Raw genomic sequence first — 16174 nt, 5'->3', positions numbered from 1 at the left:
TGATATAAATGAATGAAGAGTTAAAGGAAAATATTATGGGTGCTTTAGAGCTTGTTATAGACCCTGAGTTAGGTGTAGATATTGTTAATTTAGGTTTAGTTTATGATACGGAAATGGATGATGAAGGTAATGTAACGATCACGATGACATTAACTTCCATGGGCTGCCCGCTTGCTGGAACCATTGTTGACCAGGTCAAGAGAGCATTAGCAGATATCCCTGAAATAAAAGATGTCGAGGTTAATATCGTGTTTAACCCGCCATGGAACAAGGAAATGATGTCACGATATGCAAAAATCGCATTAGGAATTCGATAAAGATTAAAAAAACAGCAGAGATCTTCTGCTGTTTTTTTACTTCACAATGTGGACATATATTTATGGGCGGAATGTGAGGTAGTTCACTTATCCATAGTGGAATCCCCTATATAATACAGGTAATAAGGCTGTTTGGTTTTTGAAATGGCCGTTTTAGGAGGCGTTTCATATGGCTTTTGGCCGAGATTTTAATAAAGATCCATTTATCGTTATATGGGAACTCACACGTGCATGTCAATTAGCTTGTTTACACTGTCGTGCAGAAGCTCAATTAAGAAGAGACCCGCGTGAACTAACATTTGAAGAAGGTAAGAATCTAATCGATCAAATATACGAAATGAATAATCCAATGCTTGTTTTTACAGGCGGAGACCCATTAATGAGACAAGATGTTTTTGATATTGCAAAATATGCAGTAGAAAAAGGCGTTAGAGTTTCCATGACTCCAAGTGCGACACCTAATGTTACAAAAGAGGCAATTGAAAAGGCGAAGGAAGTTGGTCTTTCTCGATGGGCATTTAGTATTGATGGACCAAGGGCTGAGGTTCATGACCATTTCCGCGGAACAGCGGGATCCTTTTATCTTACAATGGAAAGAATTAAATACTTACATGAACTCGAAATTCCAATTCAAATTAATACCGTAATATCAAGATATAACATTGAGTACCTGGATGAAATGGCAAAAATGGTTGAGGATTTAGGCTGTGTCCTTTGGAGTGTCTTTTTCCTTGTCCCAACTGGCAGAGGTCAAGAATCAGATATGATTTCACCTGTAGAGCACGAGAAAGTATTTAGATGGCTATATGACCTTAGTAAACGTGTTTCCTTTGATATAAAGACAACTGCAGCTCAGCATTATCGCCGCGTTGTTATTCAGCAAAAGATGCGTGAGGCAAAAGAACAAACAGATGAAATAAATTATTTAAGTGCTTTAACAGAACAAGGCTTAACAGGCTCGATTGACGGACTTGGACGAGCACCAAAAGGTGTTAATGATGGAAATGGCTTTGTCTTTATCTCACATATTGGAGATGTGTATCCAAGCGGATTATTACCAGTTAAAGCAGGAAATGTCCGTGAAACACCGTTAGCTGAAATTTATCGTGAATCACCAATATTCCAATCACTAAGAAATCCAGATCTTTATAAAGGGAAATGCGGGGTATGTGAATTCCGTCATGTATGCGGCGGCTCAAGATCTAGAGCCTATGCGATGACTGGGGATTATTTGGGAAGTGAACCGTTCTGTGTGTATATTCCAAAGGCAATGCGTGAAAAACAAGTAAAATAAAAAAATGGAAGCAATCGGATTCGATTGCTTCTATTATCACTATTCAATATTACAATATACGGCCGGGCAATTTTCACAGCCAATTTCATCTTTTAAGTATTGCAAATCTAGAATGGAGATTTTCCCTTTTTTAATATTGATGATCTTATCTTTCTTCAATTCACTTAGGATACGATTCGTGCTTTCTCTCGAAGTTCCGCAAAAGTTTGCTAGTTCCTGATTGGTTAATGGTAAATCGATTAATATTTCATTTTCTTTATGAATACCATAGCTATTAGACATGCGAATGAGAGTGGAAAAAAGTGCTCCTCGCTTCCCATTCAAGACAAGATCACGAAATTTCGTCTGAGTTTTACGGAAATGGTCACTCATCCATTTCATAAACTCGAAAGCAAGCTTGCTATTTTGAAAAATTTCACTTTCGATCACATCTTTTTTAATGGCAACGATTTCTCCTTCCTCCAATACTTTAGCACTTAATAAATATCTCGGATTGTCGGTAAAAAGGGTTAATTCTCCACAAATATCATTTTCTCCACATATTCGTAAGGAAAGTTCACGTCCATCCGAAGTAATTTTACTGATTTGTACTCTACCTGAAACAATAATATAAAGTTCTTCTGCAATCATTCCTTCTTGAAATAAATAGGTACCTCTTTCACTTTTAATTTTTCGATCAGCAAATTTAAGTAGTTCTTTTATTTCTAATGAATGAGTTGGTTTCACTTTAGATAACATGTATTTCACCTCAAAGTCATTTTAGACTCATCTTCTAATTTCGTTAGTCTTATTTTAACTGACAATTTCCCCTTCGCGCTGAGTAAACAATGACAATATAGTGAAAACTCTTCTAATTTCACGAAACAGATTAAAAAATCGTAAAAGAAATGTTATGATAGTGAATAAAGTAACAGTATTTTTTATTAATAGTTGGTACACTTGCATTATATTATTTGCTTTTAAAATAATGGAGTTGATATAAATGGAAAAGACCATTATTAAAGATAAATTCGATCGCCCATTACGTGATTTAAGAATCTCCGTAATCGATCGTTGTAATTTCCGTTGTCAATATTGCATGCCTGCAGACCAATTTGGTGATGATTTTGAATTTCTGCCGAAAAGTGCGCTGCTGACATATGAGGAAATTGAAAGAGTAGCAAAAGCTTTTGTAAGTGTTGGTGTGGAGAAAATTCGTCTTACGGGTGGGGAACCACTTCTCCGCAGGGACCTTCCAATTTTGGTGAAAAAGCTTTCAGAAATTGATGGCTTAAAAGACATAGCACTAACGACAAATGGAGTCCTTCTTCCTAAACTAGCTGATAAATTAAAAGAGGCTGGTCTAAAAAGAGTGAACATAAGCCTCGATACTTTAGACGATTTGCTGTTCGGGACCATAAACGGACGAGGAGTCGGCACTAAGCCGGTGCTAGATGGGATTGAAGCGGCCAAGACAGCTGGTCTTAGAGTCAAAATTAATATGGTTGTAAAAAAAGGTCTCAATGATTCAGAAATCATCCCAATGGCAGATTTTTGCTTAAAAAATGGACTAGAGCTCCGTTTTATTGAGTATATGGATGTAGGTTCATCTAATGGCTGGAAAATGGATGATGTGATTACCAAAAAACAAATTTACAACATGCTTAAAGAGCACTATCAATTAGAGTCTCTTGACCCAGCCTATTTTGGAGAAGTAGCAAAATTATATAATTATACCAACACTGACGTAAATGTTGGCTTTATTTCCTCTGTTTCAGAATCTTTCTGCAGCAGCTGCACGCGCTCGCGACTTTCTGCTAATGGACAAATTTTCACTTGCTTGTTTAATGGAAATGGTCATGATATCCGTAACTTTATGAGGAACGGCGCAACAGATGAAGAGCTGCGAAACCGAATAACAGATATTTGGAATGGAAGAAATGATAGATATTCAGATGAAAGAACAGAAGAGACAGCAAGGACTCGCAAGAAAATTGAAATGTCCTATATCGGCGGTTAGACCTCTCCTACCATAAGAGGGGTTTTTTTATAGAAAAAAGGCTGTTAAATATACAGCCTCTTCAACATATCCTTATTAAAAATACCTAGGGAATAAGATATTATTTTCTAAATGTACATGCATAAAAGTTAATCCTTCTAGATCTTCTAGCCGCTTATATACTAAACGGTAGGTTCCACAAGCGTCTAAAGGCAGCGTGTAATCAGAAGTGACGGACCGAATCTGTCTTAAGATTTCACCTGCATGATCATGTTCTTTTTCTAGCTCAACAATCATGTTAATCGCTTCTTCACGATTTTCGACTGTTCCATCAGCAAGTTGTTTAATTAATGGAAAGACAACGGCTTCCTCTTTAGCCATATGCTCCATTAGTTCTTTTTTGAATTCATAAAATAATTCATGAACCTTTAAAAGCTCTGGATGACTGTCACCGTGTACACTGGAAACCTTGGTAACATATGGGCTTAGCAGTGATAATTCTTCTTCAGAAGTACGATGATAATGGTTGATAACATGATCAATAATCGTAGTTGAATCTGATTTAGTCCAAACTTCTAAATCTGTTTCAGCTGAACTATTTTTTTCAAATACTACTCTAAGTTCCTCCATTATGGCTTCTTCATTTATTTCATTTGCGGCAATAGCTTCGGATAGTGGAATATTGCCTCCGCAGCAAAAGTCGATTCTAAATTTCTTGAACACATCACTCGTTTTTGGTAGTTCATTTACGATATCTCTAACCAATGTATTTGTAGAAAAAGGGAAAGTAATCATAATTTCCTCCTAATGTTTTGTTATTTGCTAGCTTAAGAATAATGCATTACCCGAAAAAAGTGGGTGACCTGCATCACACAATGGCTATGATTTTATTATTTTTTTTGTCTTATATTGTGATGTTTGCTATATTTGTGCCTATTCGTTAGGCTTATAATGTATATGAATAAACGATTTGTATTTAATTTGATATGTTCCTGCAGGAGTTGATGAAATTGTTAGAGAGAAGAAAACCGATCCCGATTGGGGATGCAGTTAAAAAAATAATGGAATACCAGTTAGATGGCAAAACCGAGTATGTATCAATCGATGAAAGTTATGGCCGATTTTTATCAGAAGACTTAATGGCTACGAGCGATGTCCCTCATTTTGATCGCGCACCTTATGATGGATTCGCTGTAAGGTCTATAGATACTAATGAAGCTTCCTTAAATAACCCAGTAGAATTTAAAGTGGTTGACCATCTTGGCGCGGGAATGACATCTTTAAAGATGATTAAAGAATACGAAGCAGTTCGTATTATGACAGGTGCCATGATGCCTGAGGGAACAGACGCAGTGGTTATGTTTGAAGTGGCAAAAGCGTATGAGAAAAATGGGATGCCTTATATGTCAATAAAAAGAAGCTTTAAAAAGGGTGACAATGTTTCCTATCGAGGCGAAGACGCCAAGAAGGGTGAAGTCCTAGTGAAAAAGGGAACATTGATCAATCCAGGGGTTCAAGCGATGCTGGCTACTTTTGGCTACAACTCGGTTCCTGTTGCTAAAAAACCAATTATTGGGTTGTTTGCCACTGGAACTGAATTGCTGGAAGTAGATGAAGAATTAGTCCCTGGTAAAATCAGAAATAGTAATTCACATATGATTGCGGCACAAATACAGAGAACAGGAGCCATTGTACAATATTATGGTAAGCTTCCTGATGTTTTTGAAACATGTTTTACTGCAGTCAAAACGGCTTTAGAAAAAGTGGATATACTCATTACAACGGGCGGCGTTTCAGTGGGTGATTTCGATTATTTGCCTGCTATATATGAAAAGCTAGGAGCAGAGGTTTTATTTAATAAAGTTGCCATGCGACCAGGAAGTGTTACGACAATAGCTCAACTCCAAGGAAAATTGTTATTTGGGTTATCGGGTAATCCATCAGCATGCTATGTTGGATTTGAGTTGTTTGCTAGGCCGATTATTCGCAAAATGCTGTTTTCCACAACACCACACCTACGAAAGGAAAAAGCTATCCTTGAGGTTGATTTTCCAAAAGCTAACCCATTTACAAGATTTGTCCGCAGCGCTTTTTCGATAAAAGAAGGAAAATTAAGTGTAACACCCAGCGGTTTAGACAAATCAAATATTATTATGAGTCTTTCTGGAGCTAATTCCCTGATGATTCTTCCAGGAGGCACAAGGAGCTTTAAAGCAGGTGATGAGGTTGAAATTTTATTGCTTGAAGACCAAGCAGGAAGTGTATGGCCTTGGTAAAGCCAATTATTTATCAAATCGTAGGTTACCAAAATAGCGGTAAAACCACAATCATTTTGAAAATGATTGCAATCTTAAAAAATGAAGGTATTAAGAGTGCTACCATCAAGCACCATGGACACGGAGGCCGACCAGAGGTTCTCTCCGAAAAGGATTCAGCTAAGCACATAAAAGCAGGAGCAGTTGCTTCATTAGTTGAAGGAGAGGGCAGGTTATGCCTGCAAGCTGATGAAACTGCTTTAACACTTGAAGAACAAATTAGATTTGTGGATTATTTTCGGCCGGATATTATCTTAATTGAGGGTCATAAAATGAAAGCTTATCCCAAATTACTCATTCTCAGGAATGAAAACGATCTTTCTCTCATTTCAGATGTATGTAACATTAAGACCGTGTTTGTTTGGCATAAAGATATGATAAATTCAATTAGGGAAAAGTTGGAGGTCCCAGTGTTTCATATAATGGACGAAATGGCCCTGATGAAGATATCAAAAGATTTGATAAAACTTGTTCATAATATTGAAGAAAAAAATTAATAAATTTGTCAAAAACGTTACTTTTATCACAGTCGACGATACATATTTGCGCTAAAATACAAATTGGGGATTATATGTTTGTTAATATAGGATAGAGGTATTAAAAAAATCGGTCAAAAGCGACCGATTTTTTTTAGTCTATTTTACAGATTTCTGGAGAACAGTCCTCACAATCAATCTCATTTTTTAAATAATCTAGGTCATGAATCGTAATAGAGCCTTTATCAATGGAAATTATACCTGCTTTTCTCAAATCACTTAGCAATCGGTTAACTACCTCACGTGATGTGCCGCAAAAATTAGCTAGTTCTTGATTTGTTAACGGTAATTCAATAAGTATGCCTTGGGTTGTTTTTATACCGTAACTGTTAGTAATTCGAATGAGAGTAGAATATAATGCACCTTTTTTGCCATGAAGAACCAAGTCTCGAAATTTGGTTTGGGTTTTCCGATATTGCTGGCTCATCCATTTCATGAATTCAAGTGACAGTTCATGGTTCTTAGCAAGCTTCTCCTCTAGCACATCCTTCATAATAACTGCTACTTCGCCGCTTTCAACAACGCGGGCACTTAATAAATATCTAGGTGCAGGAGCAAACAAATCAAGTTCCCCAATAAAGTCTCCTTTCGAACACATTCTTAGTGTTAGTTCCCGACCATCTGGAATAATTTTGCTAATTTGAATGATTCCACTTTGGACAATATATAATTCATTCGAGGCAGAACCTTCCTGAAACAGAAAAGTGCCTTTTTCAATTTTCTTCATATGGTGAACCGTATCAAACAGTTGTGTTAACTTTACAGGTATTTCTTTTATTGACTGCATAAGATTAACCACCTTAAAGGGGCGAAATAAATCGCTAATTTGCTTTCCTAAATAAATGACAGTCAAGGGTTCATTTACTAGATATTACTATAATTATATTGTTAACAACGCTTATATATCAATAATTGTGGCATAAATTCATACAATCGTCAAAATATAATCTCATGAAAGGTTGTTGTTATTTCATAATAATTCCTTTAATGCCCCTAGATTAAATGGTGATAATAAGATTGTACAGGAAAAGGAGGGACAGAAGAATATGGGCCAAAGTCGTCATTTTAAGTCTGGACAAAAAGCACCAAATAATGGTGTATATGTAGAAATCGGTGATACAGAGTCAAATGTCAATAATCCAAAGAAGATAAAGCTTAAAGCAGGAGACAGGTTTCCTGAAACGTCAAATGATGAACGCGTTTGGACTTACCAGCATAAACCTTAATTATTCGAAAAAGTCATCCCCGAGGATGGCTTTTATTTTATATTTCTTTACATATTCGTATATAATAAAATCAAATAGGTCAAAAATGGTCAAAGGTGTGATTGAGATGGATTTAAATCGAATGACAGAGCGATTGCAAAAGGGTATCTTAGATGCTCAATCTTTAGCGGTAAGAGGTAATCATCAAGAGGTAGATGAGCCCCATTTATTCTTAACATTACTTCGTCAAGAGGATAGTTTATTAAAAGCTATATTGGAGAAAACAGATATCCGAACGGAAAGCATTGAAAGAGCATTGCTGACTGTCCTTAATAAAAAACCACAAGTTACTGGAAGCGGTGCAGAGCATGGGAGGTTATATATTACTACCAAGCTCCAACAACTTTTTGTTAGTGCTGAGGATTTTGCTTCCAAATTTTCTGATGACTTTGTATCAATTGAACATATTTTATTAGCTGCTTGCTATGCAAAAGATTCCGAAATGCAGAAAATAGTAAAAGCAAATGGTAAAACTCCAGAGAATATTTTGGCCGCAATTAAGGAAATAAGGGGGAACCAAAGAGTGACATCACAAAATCCAGAAGCTGTTTACGATGCCCTTAATAAATATGGAAGAGACCTCGTAGCCGAAGTGAAAGCAGGTAAACTAGACCCTGTCATTGGAAGGGACGCAGAGATTCGTCATGTCATCAGAATTCTTTCTAGAAAGACTAAAAATAATCCTGTATTAATTGGTGAACCTGGTGTTGGAAAAACTGCGATAGTGGAAGGGCTGGCCCAGCGGATTGTTAGGAAGGATGTTCCAGAGGGGTTAAAAGATAAAACGATTTTCTCGTTAGATATGAGTGCATTGATTGCAGGGGCGAAGTTCAGAGGTGAATTCGAAGAAAGATTAAAAGCAGTATTGAATGAAGTGAAAAAAAGTGAAGGACGGATTCTGTTATTTATAGATGAACTTCACACCATTGTTGGGGCAGGAAAAACCGATGGGGCTATGGATGCAGGGAATATGTTAAAACCAATGCTTGCTCGAGGAGAGCTTCATTGTATTGGTGCCACCACCCTTGATGAACATCGTAAATATATTGAAAAAGATCCTGCGCTCGAGCGCAGATTTCAGCAAGTACTTGTTCAAGAGCCTAATGTCGAGGACACCATTTCTATTTTGCGTGGTTTAAAAGAAAGATTTGAGGTTCACCATGGAGTAAAAATTCATGACCATGCACTCGTGGCAGCAGCAACTTTATCTGATCGGTATATTACCGATCGCTTCCTCCCAGACAAAGCAATTGATTTAGTGGATGAAGCATGCGCCCTAATCCGAACTGAAATTGATTCAATGCCAACAGAACTGGATGAGGTAACCCGCAGAGTTATGCAGTTGGAAATAGAAGAAGCGGCCTTGAGAAAGGAACAGGATGAGGCGAGTAAAAAAAGGCTTGAATCCTTGTTAAAGGAGCTCGCTGAATTAAAAGATCAAGCAAACAGCATGAAAGCCCAGTGGCTTCATGAAAAACAAGGAATACAAAAATTGCAGGACAGAAGGGAACAGCTTGAGAAACTTCGAAGGGAATTACAGCAGGCCGAGGATAAATATGATCTAAACCGTGCTGCAGAGCTGCGCCATGGTCAGATTCCATTGGCGGAAAAGGAATTAAAGGAGCTTGAAACACAAACAGCGAAAAATGAACGGTTACTTCGAGAGGAAGTTACCGGAGAAGAGATATCAAATATTGTCTCTAGGTGGACAGGTATTCCACTATCTAAGCTGGTTGAAGGTGAAAGAGAGAAACTCCTGAGATTAGAAGCACTCTTGCATGAACGCGTTATCGGGCAAAATGAAGCCGTACAATTAGTTGCTGATGCGGTATTACGGGCACGTGCCGGGATCAAGGATCCAAACAGACCGATAGGGTCATTCCTATTTTTAGGACCAACAGGTGTAGGTAAGACTGAACTGGCTAAAGCACTTGCAGAGGCTTTGTTTGATAGTGAAGAGCAAATGATTCGAATCGATATGTCGGAATATATGGAGAAACATGCTGTTTCACGGTTAATTGGTGCACCTCCAGGGTATGTGGGCTATGAAGAAGGCGGGCAGCTAACAGAAGCAGTGAGAAGAAGACCGTATTCTGTTATCTTGATGGATGAAATTGAAAAAGCCCATCCAGAGGTTTTTAATATTCTCCTGCAGGCACTTGATGACGGCAGGATTACCGATTCACAAGGGCGAATAGTGGACTTTAAAAATACAGTCATTATTATGACCTCCAATATTGGCTCTCATTTCTTATTGGAACGAAATGAAAATGAAATTGAAATTTCTGAAACAACAAGGGAAAAGGTTCTAGGACAACTAAAGAGTCATTTCCGACCTGAATTTTTAAATCGAATCGATGAAACCATCCTGTTTAAACCTTTATCGTTAACAGAAATTAAAGATATTGTTGTAAAAATGATGAAAGAACTTCAAAGCAGGCTGAAGGAACAGGATATTGAGGTAACGATTACGGACAGTGCAAAGGAGTTCATCGCAGTAAATGGCTTTGACCCTATTTATGGTGCACGACCACTAAAACGGTTTATCCAACGTAATATCGAAACAAAACTTGCAAGGGCTATTATTGCAGGTAATGTTCACGACCACTCTGTCGTCAGTGTTACAACTGATAATGGGGAATTAATCATATCTATACAGTAGGAAATCAAAAAGGTCATCCGGTTAATGGATGACCTTTCTTCACATTATTTAGTGTTTTTCAACAGGATCATTAGGAAGTACTGCCGTTGCAATAACAATCAAAACGAAAACGCCCACAGAAACTATGGCACCTGACTGGAAGTTGAAAACTCCGCCTTCTGTCATTGAACTAACTACATATGAAAGCATTTGCACTAAAACAAACACCCAAAAAAAAGTCCAAAAGTATCGCACTATCTTTCACCTCTACCCTATTTATCATCTCTAATAATATTACCATATGCTATTGAAATAATAAAAGCAAAAATTCAAAACACTAGCCCCCTCTACATTAAGCTTCGTTAAAGAAAGAGGCGAATTGAACCTTATCGGAGTGGTAATGATCCAAGTTTAACAATAAAAACACTTGTGTATGATTGTCCGAATAGGCTATATCCCTTTCATCTCATGTGAAATCACATACAATATTTTGAGGAAATATGTAAAAGGAGATTTAGCGATGGAGAACCGGAATTTTCAGATGGATACCCAGTGGAATATCATCCATTACCCTGAAAAGCCCACAGGTTTTGGAATATTAATAATTGGAGATGAAAGGCATTTTGTTGATGAAAGCAAATGCTTTTGGACTCAGAATGAAGGTAAACTGTCCATTATCAACCAGTTGAAAGAATCAGGATATACTATTTTTTCCTCAAATTTGTATGGGCGAAACTGGGGAAGTGAACATGCTGTTGAGCTTGCACAAAGGCTATATCAGCAGGTAATAAGAAGTGAAATCCTTAATAGTAAAATTCATCTGATAGCTGAGGGCATGGGTGCTCTTGTGGCTGTTCGATTAATGGAGAAAATGCAGGGGCAATTAAGGTCAGTCGTATTATTAAATCCCATTCTTTCTTTAAAAAAACATATCGAACTTGAAAAAGAACACAAGTTTTTCTATAAAAAGCTAATCAGAGAAATAACAGCCGCCCATGAGTTGGACCAAGTCACTCTTGAGCAAGAACTTCAAGGTATGGACGATGAAATTAAATTCGATACGGATATTCCAATAAAAATTATCCATGTCATGTCCAGTGGCAAATCTTATAATCAATCAAAACAGCTGCAAAAGTTACTGGCGCATACGGATATTAGCCCAACATATATTGTACCGGAAAAAAAGCAACAGCTCGGAAATATGATGGAGAAGTTTTTTAATCAGTTTGAAAAGGTTCTATAAACACCAGCCTCCCTGAAGATAGATATAATTCACCCATATACCGCATAGGATTCACTAATGAAGCTTGGGGAGGAAGGATTAGTAATGGACAAGGTCGTAATGGTTGGAGTATTTGACTTTGTGAATTTTCATGTATGCAAAGCATTACTTGATAGAGGGATTGAGGTCAGGGGAGTACAAATCGAATCAGAAGAAGATAAGGATATGGTCATAGAAAAACGATTAGAGATTGGTCGAAACGCTAACTTTACCGAGGTTTCATTTGAGGATATTGCTAAAGATAAAAACAAAAACGAGACGATTGTACTTTCTGTTTACGACCTTTATATGCGATATAAGGAAGAATACCTGCTAAACGAAGATATGTTATTCAATTTAATAAGAAAGAACCAGTGGGAAAAAATGGTCATTTTAGTACCAAGCCAATTGTTAAATGAGATAATTGATTCAAAGCCTGAAGTAATTATTGAAGATTTCATAAAAAGGACACATGCTCAGAATAAAAATATTCATTTACTCTATTTACCAACAAATTATGGACCCTGGCAGCCTGATACCTTTATGTTTCAATCTTTTATTTTAAATGAAATGAATAGAGGAAAACCATTTAAGGGACTACGGGAGGAGACTGGCGACGCCATGTTTGTTCAGGATACTGCCCAATTAATACTAGAAATTATCGAAAACCAACAGCCAGGAAGATACCTGCTCCATAGCGGGAAGAGCAATCAATGGGAGAAATGTGCAGCATTCCTTGGGATAAACGAACAAGAATCAAACCGCATTTTACAAATAAGAGAAGAGGGTTTAACTAAGATCATCGTTAATAGCACTGTACCAATATCTGTTGGTTTGACTAAGCAAGTAGAACATGCGAATCGATTATATAGTGAATAATAGTAAAAAAGCTGCCAAGATGGCAGCTTATTTTTTCTTTATAAAACCTTCTACAAAGGGATAAACCATTTGAAGTAATGGTTTTAGACTCTGGGTGGAATCCCTTAATTTGTTTATGTTGTCTAATATTGATTCAATATCAAGTGAAGATGGATTGAACTGTGTTTGATTATGATGTTTGCTCTCTATGCTCTCTCTTCTTTCGCCAAACATCATTCTTGAAAAGCGATCATCCTGATGTCTTTCTTTTCCCATCTTTCTGCCCCTTCCTTATAGTATGATTCTTCTTTAGATTATGAAGTTTATGAACAAATGGTATGGACATAAGCGGGGGATCGTTGATTTAAATGTTGCTTAATTATACTTTTGTTTGATAAAATTAGTACCAAGTCATAATAATTGATAATAAATTTTATTTATATAAGGGGATGATTCCTTGAACGCTGGAATTGTTGGTATTGGAAGGTATTTGCCAGAAAAGATTGTTACGAATGCAGACTTAGAAAAAATAATGGATACATCAGATGAATGGATTCGAACAAGAACAGGCATTGAAGAACGCCGTATCGCAGATGATAACACTAACACTTCTGATATGGGGTTTGCTGCTGCTCAAAAAGCTATACAAGATGCGGGAATCACACCTGAGGATATCGATTTAATTTTGGTTGCCACTGTAACGCCAGATCAGCCATTTCCCTCTGTTGCATGCATGCTTCAAGAACGGTTAGGTGCGAAAAAAGCTGCGGCAATGGACGTTAGTGCAGCCTGTGCAGGTTTTATGTACGGTATTATTACCGGAAAGCAGTTTGTTGAATCAGGAGCTTATAAGCATGTTCTAGTAGTTGGGGTTGAAAAACTTTCAAAGATAACCGACTGGAATGACCGAAACACGGCAGTACTTTTTGGAGATGGTGCTGGTGCCGTTATCGTTGGAGAGGTTTCTGAAGGTAGAGGAATTCTTTCGTTTGAATTGGGTGCAGATGGCACTGGTGCTAAGCATTTATATCAAGATGAGTATATTATCATGAATGGACGGGAAGTCTTTAAATTTGCAGTGCGCCAGATGGGTGAAAGCTGTATTAATGTACTCGAAAAGGCTGGGCTCACAAAAGAGGATGTAGATTTCCTAATACCTCATCAAGCGAATATCCGTATTATGGAGGCTTCTAGACAAAGGCTTGAGCTTCCGGTAGAAAAAATGTCAAAGACCGTTCATAAATACGGAAACACTTCAGCGGCATCTATACCGATTTCAATTGTTGAGGAGATAGAGGCTGGAAAAATAAAAGACGATGATCTTATTGTTATGGTAGGTTTTGGCGGCGGATTAACGTGGGGCGCCATTGCGATTAGATGGGGTAAATAAAGGGAATTAGTTAAATATACAATGAAGTGTATTAAAGGAGATGTCTTATATGGATAAGCGCAGGGTTGTGGTTACAGGTTTAGGAGCGGTTACCCCGCTTGGATTAGATGTTGAAACAACATGGAAAGGGATTATTGAAGGGAAATCTGGGATCGGTCCTTTAACACGAGTGAATGCGGAAGAGTATCCTGCAAAAGTTGCCGCACAGATTAATGACTTTAATCCTGAATCCTTTATGGATAGAAAAGATGCAAGAAAGATGGACCGTTTCACTCAGTATGCGGTCGCTTCAGCATTAATGGCTGTTGAAGATGCAAAGTTAACAATTACAGATGAAAATGCAGATCGTATTGGGGTCTGGATTGGTTCCGGTATTGGCGGAATGGAAACTTTTGAAGAACAATATGAAATCTTTCAAAAAAGAGGTTACAAGAGAGTAAGTCCATTCTTTGTACCAATGCTGATTCCTGATATGGCAACTGGTCAAGTCTCGATTAGACTAGGTGCAAAAGGATTTAATTCTTGTACCGTAACAGCATGTGCAACAGGAACGAACTCAATAGGAGACGCCTTCAAAGTCATTCAGCGTGGTGATGCTGACGCGATGATTACAGGTGGAGCAGAAGCACCCATTACAAAAATGTCGGTTGCTGGCTTCTGTGCGAATACAGCTCTATCGACAAATCCAGATCCTGCGAGTGCTAGCAGACCATTTGATAAAAATCGTGATGGCTTCGTTATCGGTGAGGGTGCGGGTATTATTGTTCTCGAAGAATTAGAGCACGCATTAGCACGCGGTGCGAAAATATATGCGGAGATTGTTGGCTATGGTGCAACCGGTGATGCGTATCATATAACAGCACCAGCACCTGGTGGTGAAGGCGGAGCGCGCGCGATGAATATGGCCATTAACGACGCGGGACTAAATATTGAAGAAATTGATTATATTAATGCTCATGGAACTAGTACAGAGTATAATGATAAATTTGAGACGCTAGCAGTGAAAGAAGTATTTGGGGTTCATGCATACAAGCTGGCAATCAGTTCAACTAAATCAATGACTGGCCATCTTCTTGGAGCAGCGGGCGGTGTTGAGGCAATCTTTACGGTACTTGCGATGAAAGACAGCATACTACCACCAACCATTAATTATGTAACGGCAGACCCAGAATGTGATTTAGATTATGTACCAAATAAGGCGCGTCAAAAAGAAATTAAAGCAGCAATGAGTAATTCTTTAGGCTTTGGCGGCCACAATGCAACAATTGTCTTCAAAAAATATGAAAAATAAGCAGCTTGACCAGGAAAACTCCTGGTCGGCTTTTTTGTATTTATAGGACAACCACCCCGAACCACTTTTCATATCATTCATAAAATGTAAAAAAAAGAATGGTATGGAGTGAGGAAATGGGCATCATTCGAACGGATAAGTGGCTAGAGGAGGAGTTTGACCGGCCAATAAAAATATGTGAAAAACTGCTCCCTGTTTTCAATGGGCAAAGTCCTTCAAATGTCTATAATCAATTGACTGATTTCGGGATGTACAGAGCCTCTCGGAGGACCGAGAAAATTTTGAATTCGATGAAGGAAAACATGGTTTGGGAAGAAGTGGAAGATATTTTTCAGGAATATAAAAAGAAATGGGGAGGACCAGATATACCAATCTACCTGTTTCCAATTGGACAAAATAGAAGCCTTTTTTTCAGACAAGAAGATAAATTAAAGGGTGGGGTTTCCTATCCAGATAAAATGTTTTTATTTCTTTCCGACAAATTAACTTCACCAGAGTTAGAGGCTCTATTTGTACATGAATACCACCACATTTGCAGGTTAAATAAACAAACTAAAAGATTTAGTGATTATACATTACTGGATTCAATTATTATTGAAGGGCTCGCAGAATACTCTGTTTTAGTTCATTGTGGGAGAAACTATTTAGCCGATTGGTGTACGATGTATTCTGGAGCACAACTTGATGATTATTGGGGAAAATTTTTAGAAGGGAACTTAAACATAAATAAGAGTGAAAGGAAACATGATGACCTGTTGTATGGAGCAGGAAGAATTCCAAAATTACTTGGATATGCTGCTGGCTTTAAAATTGTTGAAGATTATTATCGCCAGAATCATTATTCTACAAAACTTTCCTTTACACTTCCTGCAAAGAAGTTTTTACTAACTGAACATAACTATACAAAAAAAAGCCGAAAAACATAGGCTTTTTTTTGTTCACCAGGCAAAGAGTATTTGGTTCTTAAGGAATAAATTAACTTATGTCTGCCCATACTGATTGACAAACAGTTTCTTGAAGTGAGGGGT

17 protein-coding genes are annotated in these 16174 nt (G+C 37.6%); 12 read left to right on the top strand and 5 right to left on the bottom strand.

The window, feature by feature from the left end; all coding sequences use genetic code 11:
- The first annotated feature begins 8 nt into the window (after nt 1-8).
- Entirely contained in the window at nt 9-317 is a 309-nt protein-coding gene (locus QFZ31_RS14230) for a metal-sulfur cluster assembly factor (protein WP_307303741.1), read from the top strand.
- Between the two features lie 169 nt (nt 318-486).
- Nucleotides 487-1611 (top strand): TIGR04053 family radical SAM/SPASM domain-containing protein, encoded by a 1125-nt coding sequence (locus QFZ31_RS14225; protein ID WP_307303739.1) that lies wholly within the window; start codon nt 487-489, stop codon nt 1609-1611.
- A gap of 39 nt (nt 1612-1650) precedes the next feature.
- On the opposite strand, the gene QFZ31_RS14220 is transcribed toward QFZ31_RS14225, so the two are convergent.
- Nucleotides 1651-2349 carry a Crp/Fnr family transcriptional regulator gene (locus QFZ31_RS14220; protein ID WP_307303737.1) on the bottom strand — a complete coding sequence of 233 codons (699 nt, stop codon included), beginning with the start codon at nt 2347-2349 and terminating at the stop codon, nt 1651-1653.
- A 244-nt stretch (nt 2350-2593) separates the two neighbouring features.
- Here QFZ31_RS14220 and moaA point away from each other — a divergent pair, with 244 nt between their 5' ends.
- Entirely contained in the window at nt 2594-3610 is a 1017-nt protein-coding gene (moaA, locus tag QFZ31_RS14215; protein ID WP_307303736.1) for a GTP 3',8-cyclase MoaA, read from the top strand.
- A 75-nt stretch (nt 3611-3685) separates the two neighbouring features.
- Here the strand turns inward: moaA and ric are convergent, their stop codons facing one another.
- Complete coding sequence (gene ric / locus QFZ31_RS14210) at nt 3686-4384, bottom strand: iron-sulfur cluster repair di-iron protein (RefSeq protein WP_307303733.1); 699 nt, start codon at nt 4382-4384, stop codon at nt 3686-3688.
- A gap of 215 nt (nt 4385-4599) precedes the next feature.
- On the opposite strand from ric, the gene glp reads away from it, so the two are divergent.
- The gene (gene glp, locus QFZ31_RS14205; protein ID WP_307303731.1) at nt 4600-5865 is read left to right on the top strand and encodes a gephyrin-like molybdotransferase Glp; all 1266 of its coding nucleotides are present in this window, start codon (nt 4600-4602) and stop codon (nt 5863-5865) included.
- Entirely contained in the window at nt 5853-6401 is a 549-nt protein-coding gene (mobB, locus tag QFZ31_RS14200) for a molybdopterin-guanine dinucleotide biosynthesis protein B (protein WP_307303729.1), read from the top strand. The genes glp and mobB overlap by 13 nt, the downstream gene beginning before the upstream one ends.
- 133 nt (nt 6402-6534) lie before the next feature.
- Here the strand turns inward: mobB and QFZ31_RS14195 are convergent, their stop codons facing one another.
- Entirely contained in the window at nt 6535-7227 is a 693-nt protein-coding gene (locus QFZ31_RS14195) for a Crp/Fnr family transcriptional regulator (protein ID WP_307303726.1), read from the bottom strand.
- 259 nt (nt 7228-7486) lie between these two features.
- Here QFZ31_RS14195 and QFZ31_RS14190 point away from each other — a divergent pair, with 259 nt between their 5' ends.
- A complete protein-coding gene (locus QFZ31_RS14190) occupies nt 7487-7666 on the top strand; it encodes a YjzC family protein (RefSeq protein ID WP_179597720.1) in 180 nt (59 codons plus the stop codon).
- Nucleotides 7667-7772: 106 nt separating this feature from the next.
- Entirely contained in the window at nt 7773-10367 is a 2595-nt protein-coding gene (gene clpB, locus QFZ31_RS14185) for an ATP-dependent chaperone ClpB (RefSeq protein ID WP_307303724.1), read from the top strand.
- 48 nt (nt 10368-10415) lie between these two features.
- On the opposite strand, the gene QFZ31_RS14180 is transcribed toward clpB, so the two are convergent.
- Complete coding sequence (locus tag QFZ31_RS14180; RefSeq protein ID WP_307303723.1) at nt 10416-10601, bottom strand: YjzD family protein; 186 nt, start codon at nt 10599-10601, stop codon at nt 10416-10418.
- Between the two features lie 265 nt (nt 10602-10866).
- On the opposite strand from QFZ31_RS14180, the gene QFZ31_RS14175 reads away from it, so the two are divergent.
- A complete protein-coding gene (locus QFZ31_RS14175) occupies nt 10867-11589 on the top strand; it encodes a hydrolase (RefSeq protein ID WP_307303722.1) in 723 nt (240 codons plus the stop codon).
- 84 nt (nt 11590-11673) lie between these two features.
- Nucleotides 11674-12486 carry a hypothetical protein gene (locus QFZ31_RS14170; protein WP_307303721.1) on the top strand — a complete coding sequence of 271 codons (813 nt, stop codon included), beginning with the start codon at nt 11674-11676 and terminating at the stop codon, nt 12484-12486.
- 27 nt (nt 12487-12513) lie between these two features.
- On the opposite strand, the gene QFZ31_RS14165 is transcribed toward QFZ31_RS14170, so the two are convergent.
- Complete coding sequence (locus QFZ31_RS14165; protein ID WP_307303720.1) at nt 12514-12741, bottom strand: hypothetical protein; 228 nt, start codon at nt 12739-12741, stop codon at nt 12514-12516.
- 181 nt (nt 12742-12922) lie between these two features.
- Between QFZ31_RS14165 and QFZ31_RS14160 the strand changes: the two genes are divergently transcribed.
- From QFZ31_RS14160 to QFZ31_RS14150, 3 genes are all read left to right on the top strand, one after another.
- Nucleotides 12923-13855 carry a beta-ketoacyl-ACP synthase III gene (locus QFZ31_RS14160; RefSeq protein WP_179597712.1) on the top strand — a complete coding sequence of 311 codons (933 nt, stop codon included), beginning with the start codon at nt 12923-12925 and terminating at the stop codon, nt 13853-13855.
- A gap of 49 nt (nt 13856-13904) precedes the next feature.
- Nucleotides 13905-15146 carry a beta-ketoacyl-ACP synthase II gene (gene fabF, locus QFZ31_RS14155; RefSeq protein WP_307303718.1) on the top strand — a complete coding sequence of 414 codons (1242 nt, stop codon included), beginning with the start codon at nt 13905-13907 and terminating at the stop codon, nt 15144-15146.
- Nucleotides 15147-15262: 116 nt separating this feature from the next.
- The gene (locus tag QFZ31_RS14150; RefSeq protein WP_307303715.1) at nt 15263-16072 is read left to right on the top strand and encodes a DUF2268 domain-containing protein; all 810 of its coding nucleotides are present in this window, start codon (nt 15263-15265) and stop codon (nt 16070-16072) included.
- Nucleotides 16073-16174 lie beyond the last annotated feature (102 nt).

The organism is Neobacillus niacini (assembly GCF_030817595.1).
Lineage (GTDB): Bacteria > Bacillota > Bacilli > Bacillales > Cytobacillaceae > Neobacillus > Neobacillus niacini_G.
The sequence above is the reverse complement of the archived record's forward strand: the minus strand, read 5'-3'. Positions and strand labels throughout refer to the sequence as shown.

Excerpts from the sequence above, each read along its gene's own strand:
- QFZ31_RS14230 (WP_307303741.1), top strand. The coding sequence starts at position 9 with ATGAATGAAGAGTTAAAGGAAAATATTATGGGTGCTTTAGAGCTTGTT.
- QFZ31_RS14225 (WP_307303739.1), top strand. The coding sequence starts at position 487 with ATGGCTTTTGGCCGAGATTTTAATAAAGATCCATTTATCGTTATATGG.
- QFZ31_RS14220 (WP_307303737.1), bottom strand. The coding sequence starts at position 2,349 with ATGTTATCTAAAGTGAAACCAACTCATTCATTAGAAATAAAAGAACTA.
- moaA (WP_307303736.1), top strand. The coding sequence starts at position 2,594 with ATGGAAAAGACCATTATTAAAGATAAATTCGATCGCCCATTACGTGAT.
- ric (WP_307303733.1), bottom strand. The coding sequence starts at position 4,384 with ATGATTACTTTCCCTTTTTCTACAAATACATTGGTTAGAGATATCGTA.
- mobB (WP_307303729.1), top strand. The coding sequence starts at position 5,853 with ATGGCCTTGGTAAAGCCAATTATTTATCAAATCGTAGGTTACCAAAAT.
- QFZ31_RS14195 (WP_307303726.1), bottom strand. The coding sequence starts at position 7,227 with ATGCAGTCAATAAAAGAAATACCTGTAAAGTTAACACAACTGTTTGAT.
- QFZ31_RS14190 (WP_179597720.1), top strand. The coding sequence starts at position 7,487 with ATGGGCCAAAGTCGTCATTTTAAGTCTGGACAAAAAGCACCAAATAAT.
- clpB (WP_307303724.1), top strand. The coding sequence starts at position 7,773 with ATGGATTTAAATCGAATGACAGAGCGATTGCAAAAGGGTATCTTAGAT.
- QFZ31_RS14175 (WP_307303722.1), top strand. The coding sequence starts at position 10,867 with ATGGAGAACCGGAATTTTCAGATGGATACCCAGTGGAATATCATCCAT.
- QFZ31_RS14170 (WP_307303721.1), top strand. The coding sequence starts at position 11,674 with ATGGACAAGGTCGTAATGGTTGGAGTATTTGACTTTGTGAATTTTCAT.
- QFZ31_RS14165 (WP_307303720.1), bottom strand. The coding sequence starts at position 12,741 with ATGGGAAAAGAAAGACATCAGGATGATCGCTTTTCAAGAATGATGTTT.
- fabF (WP_307303718.1), top strand. The coding sequence starts at position 13,905 with ATGGATAAGCGCAGGGTTGTGGTTACAGGTTTAGGAGCGGTTACCCCG.
- QFZ31_RS14150 (WP_307303715.1), top strand. The coding sequence starts at position 15,263 with ATGGGCATCATTCGAACGGATAAGTGGCTAGAGGAGGAGTTTGACCGG.